The sequence below is a fragment of the Tenacibaculum aquimarinum genome, assembly GCF_022478115.1.
GTDB lineage: Bacteria > Bacteroidota > Bacteroidia > Flavobacteriales > Flavobacteriaceae > Polaribacter > Polaribacter aquimarinum_A.
In genome coordinates, this window is record NZ_JAKGSC010000001.1 from 431829 (window position 1) to 451502 (window position 19674).

The 19674-nt window shown below is 31.0% G+C and carries 18 protein-coding genes; 13 read left to right on the plus strand and 5 right to left on the minus strand.

Features of this window, described 5'->3' with window-relative positions; translation table 11 throughout:
• Nucleotides 1-32: 32 nt before the first annotated feature.
• From L1S33_RS02065 to L1S33_RS02080, 4 genes are all read left to right on the plus strand, one after another.
• Nucleotides 33-797, plus strand: coding sequence for a TatD family hydrolase (locus L1S33_RS02065; protein ID WP_240561025.1), 765 nt, complete (start codon nt 33-35; stop codon nt 795-797).
• Complete coding sequence (locus tag L1S33_RS02070) at nt 790-1290, plus strand: methylated-DNA--[protein]-cysteine S-methyltransferase (RefSeq protein ID WP_240561029.1); 501 nt, start codon at nt 790-792, stop codon at nt 1288-1290. The genes L1S33_RS02065 and L1S33_RS02070 overlap by 8 nt, the downstream gene beginning before the upstream one ends.
• Nucleotides 1291-1365: 75 nt before the next feature.
• A complete protein-coding gene (locus L1S33_RS02075) occupies nt 1366-4743 on the plus strand; it encodes a hypothetical protein (protein WP_240561030.1) in 3378 nt (1125 codons plus the stop codon).
• A 62-nt stretch (nt 4744-4805) separates the two neighbouring features.
• Nucleotides 4806-5303 carry a DUF3575 domain-containing protein gene (locus L1S33_RS02080; protein ID WP_240561031.1) on the plus strand — a complete coding sequence of 166 codons (498 nt, stop codon included), beginning with the start codon at nt 4806-4808 and terminating at the stop codon, nt 5301-5303.
• 70 nt (nt 5304-5373) lie between these two features.
• On the opposite strand, the gene L1S33_RS02085 is transcribed toward L1S33_RS02080, so the two are convergent.
• From L1S33_RS02085 to L1S33_RS02095, 3 genes are all read right to left on the minus strand, one after another.
• Nucleotides 5374-5742 carry a cupredoxin domain-containing protein gene (locus L1S33_RS02085; protein ID WP_240551204.1) on the minus strand — a complete coding sequence of 123 codons (369 nt, stop codon included), beginning with the start codon at nt 5740-5742 and terminating at the stop codon, nt 5374-5376.
• Between the two features lie 35 nt (nt 5743-5777).
• Nucleotides 5778-6326 carry a carboxymuconolactone decarboxylase family protein gene (locus L1S33_RS02090; RefSeq protein WP_240561035.1) on the minus strand — a complete coding sequence of 183 codons (549 nt, stop codon included), beginning with the start codon at nt 6324-6326 and terminating at the stop codon, nt 5778-5780.
• Nucleotides 6327-6782: 456 nt separating this feature from the next.
• A complete protein-coding gene (locus tag L1S33_RS02095) occupies nt 6783-7622 on the minus strand; it encodes a helix-turn-helix domain-containing protein (RefSeq protein ID WP_240561037.1) in 840 nt (279 codons plus the stop codon).
• A 168-nt stretch (nt 7623-7790) separates the two neighbouring features.
• On the opposite strand from L1S33_RS02095, the gene L1S33_RS02100 reads away from it, so the two are divergent.
• A complete protein-coding gene (locus tag L1S33_RS02100; protein ID WP_240561039.1) occupies nt 7791-9068 on the plus strand; it encodes an APC family permease in 1278 nt (425 codons plus the stop codon).
• A gap of 48 nt (nt 9069-9116) precedes the next feature.
• On the opposite strand, the gene brnQ is transcribed toward L1S33_RS02100, so the two are convergent.
• Complete coding sequence (gene brnQ, locus L1S33_RS02105; protein WP_240561041.1) at nt 9117-10382, minus strand: branched-chain amino acid transport system II carrier protein; 1266 nt, start codon at nt 10380-10382, stop codon at nt 9117-9119.
• 35 nt (nt 10383-10417) lie between these two features.
• Between brnQ and L1S33_RS02110 the strand changes: the two genes are divergently transcribed.
• Nucleotides 10418-11197, plus strand: coding sequence for an alpha/beta fold hydrolase (locus L1S33_RS02110; RefSeq protein WP_240561043.1), 780 nt, complete (start codon nt 10418-10420; stop codon nt 11195-11197).
• 232 nt (nt 11198-11429) lie between these two features.
• Nucleotides 11430-11810, plus strand: a complete 381-nt coding sequence (locus L1S33_RS02115; protein ID WP_240561044.1) for a hypothetical protein — start codon at nt 11430-11432, stop codon at nt 11808-11810.
• A 157-nt stretch (nt 11811-11967) separates the two neighbouring features.
• Here L1S33_RS02115 and thiL read toward each other — a convergent pair whose 3' ends face one another.
• The gene (gene thiL / locus L1S33_RS02120; RefSeq protein WP_240561046.1) at nt 11968-13017 is read right to left on the minus strand and encodes a thiamine-phosphate kinase; all 1050 of its coding nucleotides are present in this window, start codon (nt 13015-13017) and stop codon (nt 11968-11970) included.
• A 136-nt stretch (nt 13018-13153) separates the two neighbouring features.
• On the opposite strand from thiL, the gene L1S33_RS02125 reads away from it, so the two are divergent.
• From L1S33_RS02125 to sufB, 6 genes are all read left to right on the plus strand, one after another.
• Complete coding sequence (locus L1S33_RS02125) at nt 13154-14611, plus strand: choice-of-anchor B family protein (protein ID WP_240561048.1); 1458 nt, start codon at nt 13154-13156, stop codon at nt 14609-14611.
• Complete coding sequence (locus tag L1S33_RS02130; RefSeq protein WP_240561050.1) at nt 14612-15934, plus strand: hypothetical protein; 1323 nt, start codon at nt 14612-14614, stop codon at nt 15932-15934.
• Between the two features lies 1 nt (nt 15935).
• A complete protein-coding gene (locus tag L1S33_RS02135; RefSeq protein WP_240561051.1) occupies nt 15936-16709 on the plus strand; it encodes an MbnP family protein in 774 nt (257 codons plus the stop codon).
• Between the two features lies 1 nt (nt 16710).
• Nucleotides 16711-17775 carry a cytochrome-c peroxidase gene (locus tag L1S33_RS02140; RefSeq protein ID WP_240561052.1) on the plus strand — a complete coding sequence of 355 codons (1065 nt, stop codon included), beginning with the start codon at nt 16711-16713 and terminating at the stop codon, nt 17773-17775.
• Between the two features lie 107 nt (nt 17776-17882).
• Nucleotides 17883-18212: a HesB/IscA family protein gene (locus tag L1S33_RS02145; RefSeq protein ID WP_240561053.1), complete on the plus strand. Its 330-nt coding sequence runs from the start codon at nt 17883-17885 to the stop codon at nt 18210-18212.
• 12 nt (nt 18213-18224) lie between these two features.
• The gene (gene sufB, locus L1S33_RS02150; RefSeq protein ID WP_240561054.1) at nt 18225-19673 is read left to right on the plus strand and encodes a Fe-S cluster assembly protein SufB; all 1449 of its coding nucleotides are present in this window, start codon (nt 18225-18227) and stop codon (nt 19671-19673) included.
• The last annotated feature ends 1 nt before the right edge of the window (nt 19674 follow it).

The window sequence follows — 19674 nt, forward strand, 5'->3', positions numbered from 1 at the left end:
TCAGTACTTTTGTTACACAAAGATAGCCAAAAATGATTACAGATACGCACACACATTTATATTCAGAACAATTTAATGAAGATAGAAAAGCAATGATGCAACGCGCAAAAGATGCTGGTGTTTCTCGTTTTTTTATTCCTGCTATAGATAGTTCTTATACAGAAAGTATGCTTACTTTAGAACAAGAATATCCTAATGATGTGTTTTTAATGATGGGTTTACATCCAACATCTGTAAAAGAAAATTACGAAGAAGAATTAGCGTTAGTAAAAGAATGGATTGATAAACGTGATTTTTTTGCCATTGGAGAAATTGGAATTGATTTGTATTGGGACAAAACCTTTTTACCACAACAGCAAGAAGCTTTTAGAACACAAATACAATGGGCAAAAGAGAAAAAATTGCCAATTGTAATTCACTGTAGAGATGCTTTTGATGAAATTTTTGAAGTTTTAGAAACTGAAAAAGGAGATGATTTATTCGGAATTTTTCATTGTTTTACAGGAACTTTAGAACAAGCCCAAAAAGCTCTTTCTTACAAAATGAAATTAGGTATTGGTGGAGTTGCAACATTTAAAAATGGAAAGATTGATAAATTTCTGAATCAAATTGATATAAAACACATTGTTTTAGAAACAGATTCGCCTTATTTAGCGCCAACTCCATACAGAGGAAAACGAAACGAAAGTTCTTACATAACGCAAGTTGTAGATAAATTAGTTGATATTTATGGTTTAACTTTCGAGGAAATTTCTAAAATTACTACACAGAATTCTAAAGATATATTTGGTGTCTGATTTACAAACCACATATTACAAAACACCAATTGGTACAGCAAAAATTGTTGGAGATGAAAACGGAATTCAATCTATTGCTGTTTTAGATGAAGATTTCTCTACTGCGCTCGAAATGACAAAATCAACTGAAGCACCAACAGTATTACAAAATTGTGTAACTCAATTAGACGAATATTTTGCAGGAAAAAGAATAAAATTCGATTTAAAACTAAATCCACAAGGAACCGATTTTCAACAAAGAGTTTGGAAAGAGCTTCCAAGAATTTCATACGGAAAAGTAAGAACTTATTTAGAGCAAAGCAAGCAGTTAGGCGATGTAAAAGCAATTAGAGCAGTTGCTACTGCAAATGGTAAAAATCCAATTTGGATTGTAATTCCATGTCATAGAGTAATTGGTTCTGACGGTTCTTTAACAGGTTATGCTGGCGGAATTTGGCGTAAAAAATGGTTGTTAGAACACGAAGGCTTTTTAAAACAACAGTCGCTTTTCTAACAAGTATAAAAAGGATTATAAATTAGGTCTCGACTTTCGAGTAAACTAAATTTGTAATAACTTCGTTACTACATTATGATCAAAAAACTCTTTTTTGTTTTTTTATTTTTCTTCGGATTTTTTGCCCAAGCGCAAAAAACTTCGAAAGAATTTAGGTCTAAAATAATAAACGTACAAAAAGATACAATTCAATTAGACTCCATAAGTATTAATCCAGCAAATTTTAAGGTTTTTACTTCGGATAAAAAACAGCTATCAACTTCAGAGTTTCAAGTAGATTTCTCAAAAGCACAACTAATTATTAATAGTAAAAAATACAGTGACATTTTAGTTGAATATTATAGATATCCTGAATTTATTACCAAAACCTACACGCCTTTTGATAAGAAATTAATTGTCCCAAATACAAATAATAATGGGCAATTATATAGTTTAACAACCAATAAAAACAAGGAAGATATTAAATTGTTTGACGGTTTAAATACACAAGGTTTTATTGCTCGTGGAATAACGGTTGGTAACAATCAAAATGCAGTTACAAACTCCTCTTTAGACTTAAATATCTCAGGAAAATTATCAGATAAAGTTGGTATTAGAGCCAATATTTTTGACACCAATATTCCGTTACAACAAAATGGATATTCGCAAAATGTAACAGATTTCGATAGAATTTTTATAGAAATGTTCAGTGAAAATTGGCGCGTAAAAGCTGGTGATGTTTCTCTTAAAAATGACAATTCGTACTTTTTAAATTTTGAAAAACAAGTTGCTGGTGTTGAGGTTGAAGCAAATTTAAGCGATAAAACAACCGTTTCTGCTTCTGGCGCAGTTGTTCGAGGTCGTTTTTCTGCTTTTGATCTTGTAGGAATTGAAGGAAATCAAGGTCCGTATAAATTATTGGGACCAAATAACGAACCTGCAATTGTAATTGTTTCTGGAAGCGACAAGGTTTTTGTAAACGGAATTCAATTAAACAGAGGTGAAACTAAAGATTATGTAATTGATTATAACATTGCCGAAATCCGTTTTAACACAAGATATCCAATTACAAACGATATGAGAATTCGTGTAGAATTCCAATATTCCGATAGAAATTACACACGATTTATAACTTATGAAAAAGCGGAATATAAAAGTGATAATTTTTCTATTTCCGGTCATTTTTACAATGAGAATGATGCTAAAAATCAACCTTTACAGCAAAGTTTAACCGACGATCAAAAACAAATTTTAGCCAATGCAGGTAACGATACTTCGTTAATGGTTTCTGAAAGTGCGTTTTTAGATGAATATTCGCCCAATAGAATTCAGTATAAAAAAACAATTGTTGGTGCTGTAGAAACCTTTGAACATTCTACAAATGAAAATGACGAATTATACACAGTAACTTTCACCAATGTTGGTACAAATCAAGGAGATTATGTTATTGATAACACAATTGCAATAGGAACTATTTTTCGCTACGCGGGAAATAACGCAGGTAATTACAACCCAATTGTTAAATTGATTGCACCAACAAGTTTACAGATTTTTGACATAAATGCAAGTTACAATCCAACCGAAAAAACTACTATTAATGCAGAATTAGCGTATAGTAATAACGATTCCAATTTATTTTCTTCCATAAATGATAGTGAAAACAAGCGTTTTGCAACTAAAATTAATTGGCAACAAGTACTTATTGATAAAAAATGGCAATTAAAAAGCGATGTCGATTATAAATATATTCAAGATAATTTTACAACTGTACAACGTTTTCAAAATGTGGAATTCAATCGAGATTGGAACTTGGTAAATCCAACTGGAAATCAACATCAAATTGGCGCAAAATTCATTCTTCAAAACAAAAAAAATGACTTTATTTCTTATGGTTTTCATCATTTAAATTTTGCAGATAATTTTAATGGAAGTAAACATGAAATCAACTCACAATTAAAATTCAACAAAACTACTTTTTCTACAGACGGAAGCTTACTTAATAATACTTCGCTCGTTGATAAAGACAATTTCTTTAGATTAAAATCTACTATTGAACATAGTTTTGGAAAACCTTGGGCTGGAGCATTTATTAATTTTGAAACTAATGAACGAAAAGATAAAAACACAGATGAATTTAGTAATTTAAGTCATCAATTTAAAGAATACGAAACCTATGTTGGTGTTGGAGATTCTACTAAAATTTTTACGAAAATCGGATTTAATTACCGTACAAACGACAGTGTAAAAAGCAATAGTTTTACGCAAATAAATAATAGAAAAACGTTCTATATAGACAGTAAAATTATTCAAAATAAAACAACAAACTTATCTCTGTATGCAAATTACAGATTGACCGAAAATGCGTTTGCTGAAAACGAAAAATCATTAAACTCTAAAATAATTTATAATCAGCAATTTTTTAATAATTTCTTGAATTTAGGAACTACGTACGAAACCTCATCTGGAAACATTGCAAGACAAGATTATGTGTATGTAAAAACAGAACCAGGACAAGGTTTTTATACTTGGATTGATTATAATAATGATGGAATTCAACAGTTTGAAGAGTTTGAAATCGCGCAATTTCAAGACCAAGCAGATTACTTAAGAGTTGCCTTGCCAAACTTACGTTATGTGCCAACACAACGCGCAAAATGGAAACAATCTATTAGTTTAAATCCGGCAAGTTGGGCAAACAAAACTGGAGTTAAAAAGACACTTTCTCATTTTTACAATCAGACTTATTTATTAATTGATAATGAACAACAACGCGTTGGTGATTCTTTTAATTTAAATCCGTTTGATTTAGACGAAGACAAATTATTGGCATTGGCTTTTAATTTTAGAAATAGCTTATATTTTAATAGAAATTTACAGAATTATAGCTTAACGTACACGTATGGAAACTCGAGAAATAAACAACAATACAACGTTGGAAATCAAGAGAACAATACGTTTATTCATCAATTAGAACTACAACATAAACTCTCTAAATTTTGGGTATTTGATTTTAAAACAGCAACTTCAGAAAACAAGTTAGAAACTGAAAATTTTGCCAATAGAAATTACACTATTTCAAGTAAAGAAATTGCACCAAAATTCACTTTTCTCTATAATAAAGACCATCGCTTTTCAATCTTTTATGAGTATGTGAAAAAAGAAAATAGTATTGAAGATTTTGAAGAATTAAACCAACAACAATTTGGTGCTTCGTACTTTTTTATCAGTAAAAAGAGAAATCAAATTAGTGCAGATATAACGATGTTTTTAAACGATTTTACAGGAAATGCTAATTCACCTGTTGGATATCAAATGTTAGAAGGTTTACAAATTGGCCGAAATTATACTTGGAACATGCTATTTAACCAGAAATTAAATTCTTATCTAAATTTAAACTTAAATTATTTGGGTAGAAAAAGTGAAAATTCTAAAACCATTCATACAGGAATGGTACAATTAAAAGCTATTTTTTAAGTATGTTTGTGGTATTATAATTGATACAATAAAAATTAAAATATTCATTTTAAAAATTATATATGAAAAAATTATTGATAGTAATAACGATATTTATTAGTTCGTTTTCTCAAGCGCAACAAGAAATTAGTGTAGATTTAGGTGATGCTTTGGCAATGAAAACATTGGAATTAACGTATGAATACTATATAAATCCGCAATCTTCAGTTGGTGTATCTGCATTATTTAATTTTGAAGGAAGAACTTCAGATTTTAGATATAATGAAGATAGAATGATTACGCCTTTTTTCCGTCATTATTTTACAAACAATCAAAATTGGAATTATTTTGGTGAAGTTTTTCTAGGTGTAAATACTGGTGAAGATGAAGTAGAAATTGATGGAATAACAAGTTATGAAGATTATACAGATGGTGCTTTAGGAGTTTCCATAGGTTCTAAATATGTTTCTAGTGGCGGCTTTGTTGTAGCCATTCATGGAGGAATTGGAAGAAATATGTTTGGGTCTGCATCGCCAATTATTGTACCAAGAGTTGGTGTTAATTTAGGATATAGATTCTAGATTATTAAACCATATAAAACAAAAAAAACCGAGCAATATGCTCGGTTTTTTTTGTTATTACCTTTTAAGATTATTCAACAACTAATGTATATTGAGGTGTTTTGTTAAAAGGACAAAAGTATTTATACGTTCCTTTTTTTAAGATTACTTCTTTAGAAGATTCTTTTTTACCGTGTTTTACCATTTGAGAAACATACGCGTCTTTTATATGGTTTTCTGGTTTAGAACCATCTTTACCGTCTTTTATTAAAACCAACCCAACTTCTGGAGCCGCATTGTTGTTTGAAACTTCAAAAACATAAGTTCCTTCTGAAAGGGTAAGTGATTTTTGAGTAAATTCTCCTGTTGTTTGCTCTAAAGAAACTGTTTTTACTGTTTGTGCATTTGTATTAAATGCAAATCCTAATACTATTACTACTACTGCTATTAATTTTTTCATGATGTTTATTTTTAAATATTAAAATTGATTGTTTTTTAAACCGTTGCTACTTCTAAAGATTGTGCTACTGGAAAATCTACAGCTACATCTGTTGTTTTATGGAAGTAGTTTGTAATTGTAATTTCTCCGATTAAGATAATTGCATCTGCAAGATTTCCTTTTGTATATCCTTGTGCGTATAAATTTTCTACCGTTTCTGGTGTTGCAGCTCCTCTATTTAAAGCTACACTTCTAGAAAAATTAGCTAAAGCGTTTAATTTTGCATCAAATGATGCTTTACCAGCTCTTAATTCTAAAATTTGATCTTCAGAAAAACCGTTCATTTTACCTATTGCTGTGTGTGCAGACAAACAATAAACACACTCGTTTACTTGACTTACTGCTAAATTAATTACTTCTTTTTCTTTTGCTGAAAAGCTTGTTTTACCAGCTCCTATTGCTAAGAAATTTCCTAAAGCAGTTTCACTGTGTGCAAATGCTGCATATAAGTTTGGTACAAAACCTAAACCTTTTTCTAATTGATCAAAAATTGCTTGATTGTTTGCTGATACTTCTTCTCTTTTTGGTACGTTAAATGTGCTCATAATTTTCTGTGTGCTGAATTTAGTTCAGCATCTTTTTAAATTGTTTTATTATTTATTTTAAACTTGTTTACTTTTATTCTTTACACTCGCAAAGTTGTTGTTCTGGGTTTTGCTCATCATAAGTTTGGTAACCCCAACAGTTTGGACATTGTGTGTTTTCTATTGTTTTCATATTGTTGGCTTTTTTAATTGTTATTGTTTTACACTGCAAAGATGCAACCAATAGCAACCTCAAAAATTGGACAAAAGTTCCTTCTGTTTGGACTGATAAAAAAAGTTGGCAAAAATACCCGCGTGAAGGATTGAAGTGACATCCTTTTTAATGTTAGTTCGAGTAATTTTCTTGAAGAATGAAAGAAAATTGTATCGAGAACAAATTAAAAAGATATAACGGAAAGCCTGACTTGGTCCTGATTGCTATCAGGATAAAGGCACGCCATAAGAAAAATGTTTAATTTAATATTCCTTTTTAAACTGAAGTGGAGATTTTGAATTTGCTTTGGTAAAGAAGCGCGTAAAATAAGCTGGATCGTTAAAACCAAGTTCGAAAGCAATTTCCTTTACAGATTTATCTGTGTAAATTAGTTGACGCTTTGCTTCTAATAAAATTCGGTTTTTAATAAAGTCAGAAGGTGTTTTTGTGCCTAACTTTTGAAAGTGTTTGGTAATGGATTTTGGAGAAACACCCAATCGGTTTGCATAAGCTGTTACGGAATGAAGTGTTCTAAAGTTTTGCTCTACCAACAAACTAAAATCTTTAAAAAGACGAGTTTCTGTGTCTTCTTTAATTACGTGATTTTCTTTCTTTACACGAACAGCGCAAATAATAAATTGCTTTAAATAAGATTGCAACATATCATATTGAGCGGTTTCGTTTTGCTGAAACTCTTCTATAAGATTCTCTAATATAAAACTAAGCTTTTTGGTGTCTTTTTCGCAAGGTTTTACAAAAGGTGTTTCATAAATATTGTTGAATAGAATTCCGTTACAAGCTACTTCTTTATCGTGTGTTTGTATGCAGTAAAAGTCTCGCACAAAACTCAATTTATAAGCATTTTTAATTTGTTCGGAATCTACCGTAAACACTTGTCCAGGCGACAAGAAAAACAATACATTGTCTTCAAATTGATATTGTTCAAAATCTATGTTATAAGTTCCTTTTCCTTCTTTAATCCAGTAAATAGAATAGGCATTTTGTTGCTCATTATGATCTATTGTACAAGCTTTTTCAAACTGAACTGTACTTACCGAAAAAGTATCTTTAAAAGCGTATTTTACAATGTCTTGAACTGCCATTTATTGGTTTTGTGTTGTTTTGGTCGGTGTAAAGTTAAGGAGTTTACTTTTTATTCTGGTTTGTTTCTAAACTTTTAAAAAACTACCTTTCGTGGACTTTGTATATAACGAATTAAAAACTGAGATATACCCAATATCACTTTGGATATCATTTTATAAAACTACAAAATGAATAAAAAAATAGGTTTAAAAGAAGCAATTTCTATTGGAATCGGTGGAATGGTAGGCGGAGGAATTTTTGCAGTCCTTGGACTTGCAGTATCACTCGCTAAAGGAGGAACACCAATAGCATTTTTATTTGCAGGAATTTTAGCATTAATAACGTCTTATAGTTATGTTAAGTTATCTAAAAAGTATCCTGACCGAGGAGGAACAGTTAAATTTATCAACCAAGGTTTTGGAAAAACAGTTTTTAGTGGTGGAATTAATAATCTATTGTGGATAAGTTATATAATTATGCTTTCGCTTTATGCTTCAGCATTTGGGTCTTATGCGCCAAATTTATTTGAACTAACCCAAGACAAAACAATTGATTCTCACATTTATGCAAGTGCAATTATTGTTTTAGCTACTGCAATTAATTATTATAGTATTACTGTTGTTGGTAAAATAGAATCTTACGCAGTAATTATTAAATTAGTAATTCTAATTTCCTTTATTTTTATTGGTGCTTATGGATTAATTGGTAACCCAAATATTACTCAACTTGCAGTATCAAATTGGGAAGCTCCAGTTAAATTATTTGCTGGCGGAATGGTTATTTTTGTTGCTTATGAAGGATTTGAACTTATTGCTAATGCTGCTCCAGACATCATTAATCCTGAAAAGAATATTCCACGAGCTTATTATTATTCTGTAATTTTTGTAATTATTTTATATATAATTATTGCTTTTGTAACTGTTGGTTCACTTCCTTTTACAAAAATTGCAACAGCACAAGATTATGTGTTGGCAGAAGCAGCAAAACCAATGTTAGGGAAAGTAGGTTTTTCAATAATTACAGTAGCTGCATTAATTTCAACTTTTTCTGCCATTAACGCATCTCTTTACGGTGGAAGTAAGGTAAATTATGAAATAGCTGAGGATGATGAACTCCCTCACCACTTTTTAGCTAAAATTTGGAATCAGCCAATTGGCTTAATGATTACTGCTGTAGCAACATTAATTTTAGTAAACGTGCTTAAATTAGAAAGTATATCTACCGCAGGTAGTGTTGGTTTTTTACTCATTTTTGGTGTTGTTAATCTTGTTGGATATCGCTTATCTAAAGACACTGGTAGTAATAAAACAATTCCATTAGTAGGTTTTGTTTTATGTATGATAGCTACAATTATCTTAATTAATCAACAATACTCTTCAAATACTACTGGTGTTATAATTTCAATAATAATTATTGGGTTTTGCTTTTTAATGGAATGGATTTATAAAAAGACAGAAAAGAAATAGTATTTAGATTTTTACAGAGTTATTACCAACAAATTCTACGCAAATACATTAGCGAAGTTTCTTAAAGTTTAACACTAAAAAAGTAATAAGAGCTGGTAAAACCCAACCCAAACTAAACTGTGCAAACGGAATAAAGCTTTTTATTCCGGTTAAACTTTCTCGTGGAATAATAAATCCTAAAAAATCTGGAATACTAAATATAAAAGTTACTAATACTACCATTTTAAAAACCATTGCTGATGCGTATTTTTCTGGAAGTACATTCAGTAAAATAAGCACAATAGTTATTGGATATAAAAACATTAATGCTGGCACAGCCAATGTAATAATTAAATCTACTTTGTAACTTCCTACAACAATACCAATTATAGAGGCAATTACTGCTGTAATTATATATGCCTTTTTAGAATTTCTACAAATTCCTTTTACATAATCTGCGGTTCCAGTTACAATACCAACTGCTGTTGTAAAGCAAGCCAATGCAACTAAAACACTTAAAAACGTTGTTCCAAAATTTCCTAAAGTTTGGGTACTTAAACCTGATAAAACTTCAATTCTTGAAGCATTTTCTATAAAGGTTGAAGAAAATAGTGAGCCGCTTAAAATTAAACCTCCGTAAATTAACAACAAACCTGTTCCAGCAATTAAACCTGCTTTTCTAATTAGTCTTCTTTTGGCTAAAAAAGTTGTGTGGCTACTATAGTTTAAAGAAATAATAATTACCGCACCAACAACAACACCACCAATTGCATCAAAAGTTTGATAACCTTCTAAAAGGCCGTCTATAAAAGGAGTTTTAAATACTGAAGGCTTAACCATTTCTGGTGATGTAAAAATTGCAACCGCAATAATTCCAAGTAGAATTAAAACTATAATTGGCGTTAAAAACTTACCTATTAAACCAATAACTCTGGATCGATTTATGGCAAAAATAAAAACCAATCCAAAATAGATAATACTTGTTAAAAGAGCAGGTGTTTCAAAAAATGGCTGCACTGTCATTTCGTGCGTTACCGCCGCCGTTCTTGGAGATGGAATTGCAATTGAAATTATATAAATTAGAAAACAGTAAACAGTACTAAAAAGAGGTGAAACTTTTTTACCAAAATCATACAGTGTTCCTTGTAGTTTTGCGTGTGCAAAAATTGCTAAAATAGGAATTGCAACAGCTGTTAAAACAAATCCCAAAACAACAATCCACCAATCTAAACCCGATTTTACACCTAAAGTTGGAGGTAAAATTAAATTTCCAGCACCAAAAAAGAGTGAGAAAAGCGCAAAACCTGCAATCCAAATTTCTTTCGTTTTATTCATTTTGTAAATTTATCTTTGCCGAAGATAACAGAAAAATGATTTTACAACACAAAGGCATCAATATTTTTTATTCAGACGTTGGAAAAGGAAGCGCTGTAGTTTTATTACATGGTTTTTTAGAAAACGCTACAATGTGGAAAGACATTGTCCCAGAACTTTCAAAAAAAAATAGAGTAATTACTATTGATTTATTAGGTCATGGTAAAACCGATTCTTTGGGTTATGTACATGCTATGGAAACAATGGCTGAAGCTGTTGAAGCTGTTTTAAAACATTTAAAATTGCGTAGAATAACGTTAATTGGTCATTCTTTAGGCGGTTATGTTGCATTGGCGTTTGCTGAAAAAAATCAGAAAAAAATTAAAGGTTTGTGCTTAATGAATTCTACCGCACAAGCGGATGATGAAGAACGAAAAAAACTACGTGCTAGAGCTAATAAAATGGTTCAAAATAGTTTTGAAAGCATGGTTAAAATGTCTGTTGCCAATTTGTTTTCTTCGGAAAATTGGACGCGTTTTTCAAACGAAATAGAAATAACAAAAACGGAAGCATTAAAAACACCAATACAAGGTTATATTGCCACAAATGAAGGCATGAAAGAAAGACCAAATAGAGAAGCTGTTTTATTGAATTCGAGCTATAAAAAGTTGATGATTATTGGTGAAAAAGATCCAGTTTTAAATTACACTTCTTTGGTTGAAGAATGCAAAAGAACCCAAACAAAAACAGTTGTTTTTCCTGATGGACACATGAGTCACATTGAAAATAAAGAGGAGTTAATTACTACTTTAACTAACTTTATAGGAAGCTGTTAAACTTGACTTTCCAATAAAAAAACGCTAACTTCGTTTAACGTTAAATATTAACAATTAAAACTGTGAATATTCTTATACATTAGCAAAAATTAAAATGAAAAAATTATTACGATTCAAATTTGTATTCATAAACCTGATTTTTATATTAATTCTAACAAATTGTTCAACAACTAGAATAGATGGTGAAAAATTGATTTCAAAAAATGTCTCCTTTTATTTTGACAATTGTTGCTTGGCAACTTTTATAAAAGGAAATGGAAGAATTGATGTTTATGAAAAAAAACTGAAAATAAAGATTAACAAAGGTAGTATAAAAATTAATCCAGAATTTGATAATCCGACTTATACTGTCGGAGAAATTTATCTGAGTTTAGGGAAATATATTGACAAGGAAAAAGGCAGTTGGACAAGATACAATCACAGTAAATCGATAAATATTGACAAAAAAATTAATTCATTAAAAGATTCTATTGATATTTCTAATTTAACATTTGAAATACCTTATAAAGATTTAGATTTAATTGATTCTTGGATTATTATAACAACGACAAATGAAGAAAGGTATGGTTTAAATCACTCACATTCAATAAATAAGTTTCAAAAATTTAATTGAGAAACAAAAACTTTTACTAACACCTCATAAAATTTATGCTTACTTTTAAACTAAATAACGAACCGACAAACATTCAACTAACGATTTGCTACGGCAGAAAAATCTCTGATTTTCCAGTCGCACAAATCTTATAAAAAACCGTTAAACGAACCTGTTTTTATTCACTCTTAAAAGAACTCCAACCTTGCGCTTTTAATTCCATTTCTTGTCCAGAACGTGTTACTAAATTCATTCCTTGGTTTTCTTCCGTAATATGACCAATAATAGAGAAATTAGGGTTTCCTTTTATACTGTCAAAATCTGCAATAGGAACTGTAAAAAGTAACTCGTAATCTTCGCCACCACTTAAAGCAACCATTGTAGAATCTATATCAAACTCTTCACAAGTAGAAATTACTTGAGGATCTAAAGGTAATTTGTCTTCGTAAATCTTACATCCAACTTTGCTTTGTGTAGCAATGTGCATAATTTCAGACGAAAGTCCGTCAGAAATATCTATCATAGAAGTTGGTTTAATGTTTAGTTCAGCCAACAATCCAGCAACATCTTTACGAGCTTCTGGCTTTAATTGACGCTCAACTAAATACGTATAGTTTTCTAAATCTGGTTGATTTTGAGGATTTACCTGAAATACTTGCTTTTCTCTTTCTAATACTTGTAAACCTAAATACGCTGCACCTAAATCTCCAGTAACTACAATTAAATCGGTTGGTTTTGCTGTATTTCTATACACAACATCTTCTTTGTTTGCAGTTCCAATTGCGGTAACAGAAAGCAACATTCCTTTTGTAGAAGAAGTTGTGTCTCCACCAATTAAATCAACATTATAAGTTTCACAAGCAAGTTGAATTCCTGCATATAATTCTTCCAACGCTTCTAAAGGAAAACGGTTAGAAACAGCAATTGAAACTGTAATTTGCTCTGCTTTAGCATTCATAGCATAGACATCAGACAAATTAACCATAACGGCTTTGTAACCTAAATGCTTTAACGGCATGTAGCTTAAATCGAAATGTACGCCTTCAATTAATAAATCAGTAGTAACTAACGTTTCTTTTCCTTCTGAAGAGATAACAGCACAATCATCTCCAATTCCTTTAATTGTAGATGCTTGACTTATTTTAAAATATTGCGTTAAATGTTTTATTAAACCAAACTCACCAAGTTCAGCTAACGTTGTTTTCTCTTGATTTTTATCTTCTAACATACTGCAAAGATACATGGAAACAAGAGAATTTAACAAGAATAACTTTAAATTCAAAAAAGCAAAATGTACATTTGTTAAACTCAATACTTTTTATTGAGTTTCTACGTTAAGTTAATACAATAAAATGATAGCAACTATGAGTAAAAAAAGCACTTTATTTCTTTCAACAATCCTGTCTTTTATTATGCTTATTTTCATTGCTTGTGAAGAAGAAGGTATTAATCTTAACAATTTGGATGCTGATTTGGACACTATTACAGATACTGTTGATAATTGTCCTAACACTGCAAATACAAACCAATTAGATACAGATAATGACGGAATTGGAAATGCTTGTGATACAGATGATGATAATGATGGAGTTTTAGACACGATTGATAATTGCCCTTTAACACCAAATCCAAATCAAGAAGACACTGATTTAAATGGAATTGGAGATGTTTGTGAGTCCTTACAAAGCGCAATACCTTTAAGTCCTTGTGAAGGAGGGTTTGCTGGAATTTACCCTTGTGATGGTTACGATTTAATGGCTTTTATTTCATTAAGAGATATGAGCTCCGCCGAAGGAAATGATTCTTGGGGTTGGACAGATCCAACAACAAATAAAGAATATGCAATTATGGGACTAGAAAACGGAACTGCATTCATAGATATTTCAGATACTGAAAATTTAGTTTACTTAGGTAAATTAACAACAGCAACAGTAAATAGTTCTTGGAGAGACATAAAAGTTTATAACAACCATGCTTTTATTGTAAGCGAAGCTTCGGGTCATGGAATGCAAGTTTTCGATTTAACAAAACTAAGAACAGTTACAAGTCCAGGAGCTACTTTTACAGCTGATGCACATTTTACCGATTTTGGAAACGCACATAATATTGTAATAAACGAAGATTCTGGTTATGCTTATGCCGTTGGAACATCTCAATTTAGTGGAGGTCCAGTTTTTATCAATATTCAAAATCCAACAAATCCTATTGCAGAAGGAGGTTATGCAAATGATGGATATACACACGACGCACAGGTAATTACTTATAATGGGCCAGATTCAGATTATGCTGGAAAAGAAATTTTAATTGGAAGTAACGGACAACGTTTTGGCGTAAACGAAGTTGCTGTTGTAGATGTTACTGATAAAGCAAATCCTACAGGAATTTCAACAATTACATATGATAATGAATCTTATACACACCAAGGTTGGTTTACTCAAGATCAACGTTATTTTATTGTTGGAGATGAATTAGATGAAGTTGATGGTAATGTTTCTAATACAAGAATTTTAATTTTTGACATGTTAGATTTGGATAATCCTATTTTATTAGAAGAGTATTTTGGACCAACTGAAGCTATTGATCATAATGGATATGTAAAAGGCAATAATTATTATTTAGCGAACTATCGTGCTGGTGTTAGAGTACATGATATAAGTAATATTGCTTCTGGAACTATGACTGAAACTGGGTTCTTTGACACATATCCTCCAAATGATAATCCTGAGTTTAACGGAACTTGGAATGTTTACCCTTATTTCGCAAGTGGAAATATTGTGGTAAGTGATATTGAAAAAGGATTGTTTGTCATCAAAAAACAATAAATGAAATTTCTTAAAACAAGTTTCTTATTTGCATTCATTTTACTTTTTTCATGCTCATCAGACAGCATTGAAAGTACTAGTAATTTTAAAGGTGAAATTCTTCAATTAAATACTTTTGGAGGTACTAAAAATGAAAGTGCTTATAATGTTGTTACTACAATAGACGATGGTTACGCAGTCTTCGGATTCACACAAAGTAATGACAATGATGTTACCGACAAAACAGATGAAAGCTTCGATTATTGGTTGTTAAAATTTTCTTCGGAAGATGAACTACAATGGTCTAAAACCTACGGAGGAAGTAATGATGACAGAGGAAGAAGTATTATTACAACTTCAGATGGAGGTTTCGCAATTGCAGGTTTTAGTCAAAGTAACGATGGCGATGTAACTGAAAATAATGGTTTATACGACTTTTGGCTGGCTAAATTAGATGTAAACGGAGCTGTTTCTTGGCAAAAATCATTTGGTTTTTCTGGCACAGATCAGGCTTTTTCTATTATTCAAACTAACGATGGAGGTTATTTAGTAAACGGAATTTTAGATGTTACAGCTTCGGGCGGACAAGGAAATGCTCGTAATAACAGACACGCTGGTGGAGATTATTGGGCAATTAAAGTTGATGCAAACGGAAACCGCGAATGGTGGAATTATTACGGCGGAACAAATACAGATACTGCTTTTAAAGCAATTCAAACCAACGATAATGGTTTTCTGTTTTTTGGCTCTTCAGATAGTGACGATGTAGATATTACTGACAATAAAGGTGTTTATGATTTTTGGGTTGTAAAAACAAATAATACAGGAGAAGTTCAATGGAAAAAAAACTACGGAGGTAGCGAACTTGACGAAGCTTTTGACGCCATAAAAACTAATGATGGCAATTTTTTAATTGTAGGAAATACAAGAAGTAACGATAAAGACATTTTTGAAAGTAATGGTTCTTCAGATATTTGGGCAATTAAAATTGATTCAAATGGAACTTTACTTTGGGAAGAAAGTTATGGAGGTTCTTCTTTTGATTTAGCTAACGGAATTACACAAGCTCAAGATGGCGGATTTTATATTGTTGGTAACACAAGAAGCTCTAATATAGACGTTACAAACAACAACGGAAATAAAGATGTTTGGGTTCTAAAAATTAACGCAAGCGGAAAATTACTTTCACAAAAAACAATTGGAGGTAGCGAAATTGACAACGCAAATGATGTTGTACAATTAAGTAATGGAAATATTATTGTAGTTGGAGAAAGCTGGAGTTCTAACTTCGATATTACTGAAAATAAAGGTTTTTCGGATGCCTTAATTATAAAAATGAAATAGTATGAAAAAAATAATAAGCTTAGTATTCTTAATTCTAATTAGCTTTATAAGTTGTGACGAGAAAGAGTGTTGTGTAAACTTAGAACCAGCTCAAGTTACATTAGATTTTACACATAATTGGAATGAAACTTCTGTAAATGCTTCAGATTTTTCTGCTTTTAAATTTACAAATGAAAATGGAGAAGAAGTTAGTATAGAAAACCTTAGATATCTTCTTTCTAAAATTAAACTTACAGATACAAATAATCAAGAAATTGTATTAAAAGACTATCAATTAATTAATATTGGAGAAGAAACAGGTTTACAACTCATCACAGAGAATATTCCAACTGGTAATTATAATCTTTCATTTACTTTTGGTTTTTCTGATGCTGATAATCAAGATGGAATTTACCAAGATTTAAACACGGCTAATTTTAATGTTCCAGGAATGTTAGGTGGCGGTTATCATTACATGCAATTCGATGGAAAATATTTAGACACAGCAAATATGGAAGCGCCATTTAATTACCATGCAATTAGAGCTGTAGATAGATCAGATCCTAATAATTTAATCCTAGAAGACACCTCATTTCTTGTAGATTTAGGAAATGTTGAAATTTCTAATGATATGAATATTGAAATTAAGATGAACATTTCAGAGTGGTTTAAAAATCCAAATACTTGGAATCTAAACGAATTAAATACCGTTTTAATGCCAAATTTTGCAGCCCAGAAATTAATAAGTGCTAATGGAGAATCTGTATTTTCCTTGGGAGAAATAACAAGTAACTAAAATGAAAAAACTCCTAATTTATTTTATGTTTTTTGCATGCTTTACGAATTGCAATCAAGAAAAAATAAATTTTGGTGAGTACACTCCTGTTCCAGTTTCACTGGAAATTCCAACACTTTTTTCAGACAAATTAATTGAACCTTTAATACCTATAAACAATCCTTTAACGGAAGAAGGAATTGCTCTTGGAAAAAAATTATTCTTCGATAAAATTTTATCTGGTGATGGAACTCAATCTTGCGCAACGTGCCATAATCCCGAAAAAGCATTTACAGTTAACACACAGTTTAGTGACGGAATTGACGGTAATTTTGGAACAAGAAACTCAATGCCTTTATTTAATTTAGCATGGAATTTTGATGAACGTTTTACTTGGGATGGAAAAGAAATTACTATAGAACATCAAGCTTTTGAACCCGTTATAAATCCAATTGAAATGCACAACAATTGGGTAATTGTTGCTCAGAAATTACAAAATCACCCAGAATATCCAACGTTATTTAAAAATGCTTTTGGAACTTCAACAATAGATTCAACTTTAGTAACAAAAGCAATTGCACAATTTGAAAGAATTTTAATTTCTGGCAACTCTAAATTCGATAAATTTCAACGAGGAGAAACAACGTTAACACCACAAGAACAAAACGGATTCAATGTGTTTATGGACGAAGATCGTGGAGATTGTTTTCACTGTCATGGAAGTGATAACAATCCGCTTTGGACAGATAACAAATTTCATAACAATGGTTTAGATGCTGTTTTTTCTGATTTAGGTTTGGGTGCAATTACTGGAGATCCAAATGATAATGGAAAATTTAAATCACCTTCAATAAGAAACTTAGCATTTACCGCTCCTTACATGCATGATGGTCGTTTTTCTACTTTAGAAGAAGTTATAAATCACTATTCAGAAGGTTTACAAAACTCTTCAACTATAGATCCTTTAATGAAAAAAGTAAACGATGGTGGTGTTCAACTTACAACCCAAGATAAAGCCGATTTAAAGGCATTTTTACTTTCTCTTTCAGATAACGATTTTATTAGCAATCCAAACTTCCGAGAATAATCAGTAAAACCAATGCTTTTATAGTAAAACACAATGAAAGGTTTTGCGGCTAAATGAGACTTATATCGTATATTTGCAATCAATTTAGATTTAATCTATTTAAAATTATGATAAAAGTTTCAGACACAGCAAAAAAGAAAGTCATAGAACTAATGACTGACGATGGTTTTGACGCAACAAAAGACTATGTTAGAGTTGGGGTAAAAAGCGGCGGTTGTTCAGGTTTATCGTATGATTTAACATTTGATAAAACACAACAAGAAAACGATAAACTTTTTGAAGAAAATGATGTAAAAATTGTTGTTGACAAAAAGAGTTTTTTATATTTAGTTGGAACAACCCTAGAATATTCTGGAGGTTTAAACGGAAAAGGTTTTGTATTTAATAACCCAAACGCAAATAGAACTTGTGGTTGTGGAGAATCATTTTCACTTTAAAATTAGACAAAAATGTCAAAGTATACAGAGGAAGATTTAGAACAAGAGTTAAAAACCAAAGAATATGAATATGGTTTTTATACAGATATAGAAAGTGAAACCTTTGCAAAAGGGCTAAATGAAGATGTAGTTCGTGCTATTTCTAAAAAGAAAAACGAACCACAATGGATGACCGATTGGCGTTTAGAAGCATTTAGAGTATGGCAAAAAATGGAAGAACCAGATTGGGCAAATGTAAATTACCCTAAACCAAACTTTCAAGAAATAGCCTATTATTCTGCACCTAAAAAGAAACCAAAATTAAATTCTTTAGACGAAGTAGATCCAGATTTATTGGAAACTTTTAAGAAATTAGGTATTTCTATAGATGAACAAAAGAAACTTGCAAATGTTGCAGTTGATATTGTTATGGATTCTGTTTCAGTTGCTACTACTTTCAAGAAAACTTTAGGTGAAAAAGGGATAATTTTTATGCCAATTTCTGAAGCAATTCAAGAACATCCAGAATTAGTTAGAAAATATTTAGGAACCGTTGTACCAACAACAGATAATTTTTATGCGGCATTAAATTCGGCAGTTTTTTCTGATGGATCTTTCTGTTACATTCCAAAAGGTGTTCGTTGCCCAATGGAATTATCAACTTATTTTAGAATTAATGAAGGTGGAACTGGTCAGTTCGAACGAACTTTAGTAGTTGCAGATGAAGGAAGTTACGTTTCTTATTTAGAAGGTTGTACTGCACCGCAAAGAGATGAAAACCAATTACACGCTGCTGTTGTAGAATTAATTGCAATGGATGATGCAGAAATAAAATACTCAACAGTTCAAAACTGGTTTCCTGGTGATGAAAATGGAAAAGGTGGTGTTTTTAACTTTGTAACCAAAAGAGGTTTATGTGAAACAAACGCAAAAATTTCTTGGACGCAAGTAGAAACTGGTTCTGCTGTTACTTGGAAATATCCTTCATGTATTTTAAAAGGAAATAATTCAGTAGGCGAGTTTTATTCAATTGCTGTAACTAACCATTATCAACAAGCAGATACAGGAACAAAAATGATTCACCTTGGTAAAAACACCAAGTCAACTATTATTTCTAAAGGTATTTCTGCAGGAAAATCACAAAACTCATATAGAGGTTTAGTTCAGATAAATTCAAGAGCAGAAAATGCTCGTAATTTCTCTCAATGTGATTCTCTTTTAATGGGTAATGAATGTGGAGCACATACATTTCCTTATATAGAAGCAAAAAATAAATCGGCACAAATAGAACACGAAGCAACTACAAGTAAAATTGGTGAAGACCAACTTTTCTATTGTAACCAACGTGGTATAGATACTGAAAAAGCTATCGCTTTAATTGTAAACGGTTTTAGTAAAGAAGTATTAAATAAATTACCAATGGAATTTGCTGTAGAAGCTCAAAAATTATTGGAGATTAGTTTAGAAGGTTCTGTAGGATAAA

Bases quoted from the DNA above. Each gene is read 5' to 3' on its own strand.
- L1S33_RS02080 (WP_240561031.1), top strand. From the start codon at position 4,806: ATGAAAAAATTATTGATAGTAATAACGATATTTATTAGTTCGTTTTCT.
- L1S33_RS02140 (WP_240561052.1), top strand. From the start codon at position 16,711: ATGAAAAAACTCCTAATTTATTTTATGTTTTTTGCATGCTTTACGAAT.
- L1S33_RS02100 (WP_240561039.1), top strand. From the start codon at position 7,791: ATGAATAAAAAAATAGGTTTAAAAGAAGCAATTTCTATTGGAATCGGT.
- sufB (WP_240561054.1), top strand. From the start codon at position 18,225: ATGTCAAAGTATACAGAGGAAGATTTAGAACAAGAGTTAAAAACCAAA.
- L1S33_RS02135 (WP_240561051.1), top strand. From the start codon at position 15,936: ATGAAAAAAATAATAAGCTTAGTATTCTTAATTCTAATTAGCTTTATA.
- L1S33_RS02085 (WP_240551204.1), bottom strand. From the start codon at position 5,742: ATGAAAAAATTAATAGCAGTAGTAGTAATAGTATTAGGATTTGCATTT.
- L1S33_RS02095 (WP_240561037.1), bottom strand. From the start codon at position 7,622: ATGGCAGTTCAAGACATTGTAAAATACGCTTTTAAAGATACTTTTTCG.
- L1S33_RS02110 (WP_240561043.1), top strand. From the start codon at position 10,418: ATGATTTTACAACACAAAGGCATCAATATTTTTTATTCAGACGTTGGA.
- L1S33_RS02145 (WP_240561053.1), top strand. From the start codon at position 17,883: ATGATAAAAGTTTCAGACACAGCAAAAAAGAAAGTCATAGAACTAATG.
- L1S33_RS02130 (WP_240561050.1), top strand. From the start codon at position 14,612: ATGAAATTTCTTAAAACAAGTTTCTTATTTGCATTCATTTTACTTTTT.
- L1S33_RS02090 (WP_240561035.1), bottom strand. From the start codon at position 6,326: ATGAGCACATTTAACGTACCAAAAAGAGAAGAAGTATCAGCAAACAAT.
- L1S33_RS02075 (WP_240561030.1), top strand. From the start codon at position 1,366: ATGATCAAAAAACTCTTTTTTGTTTTTTTATTTTTCTTCGGATTTTTT.
- L1S33_RS02065 (WP_240561025.1), top strand. From the start codon at position 33: ATGATTACAGATACGCACACACATTTATATTCAGAACAATTTAATGAA.
- L1S33_RS02125 (WP_240561048.1), top strand. From the start codon at position 13,154: ATGAGTAAAAAAAGCACTTTATTTCTTTCAACAATCCTGTCTTTTATT.
- thiL (WP_240561046.1), bottom strand. From the start codon at position 13,017: ATGTTAGAAGATAAAAATCAAGAGAAAACAACGTTAGCTGAACTTGGT.
- brnQ (WP_240561041.1), bottom strand. From the start codon at position 10,382: ATGAATAAAACGAAAGAAATTTGGATTGCAGGTTTTGCGCTTTTCTCA.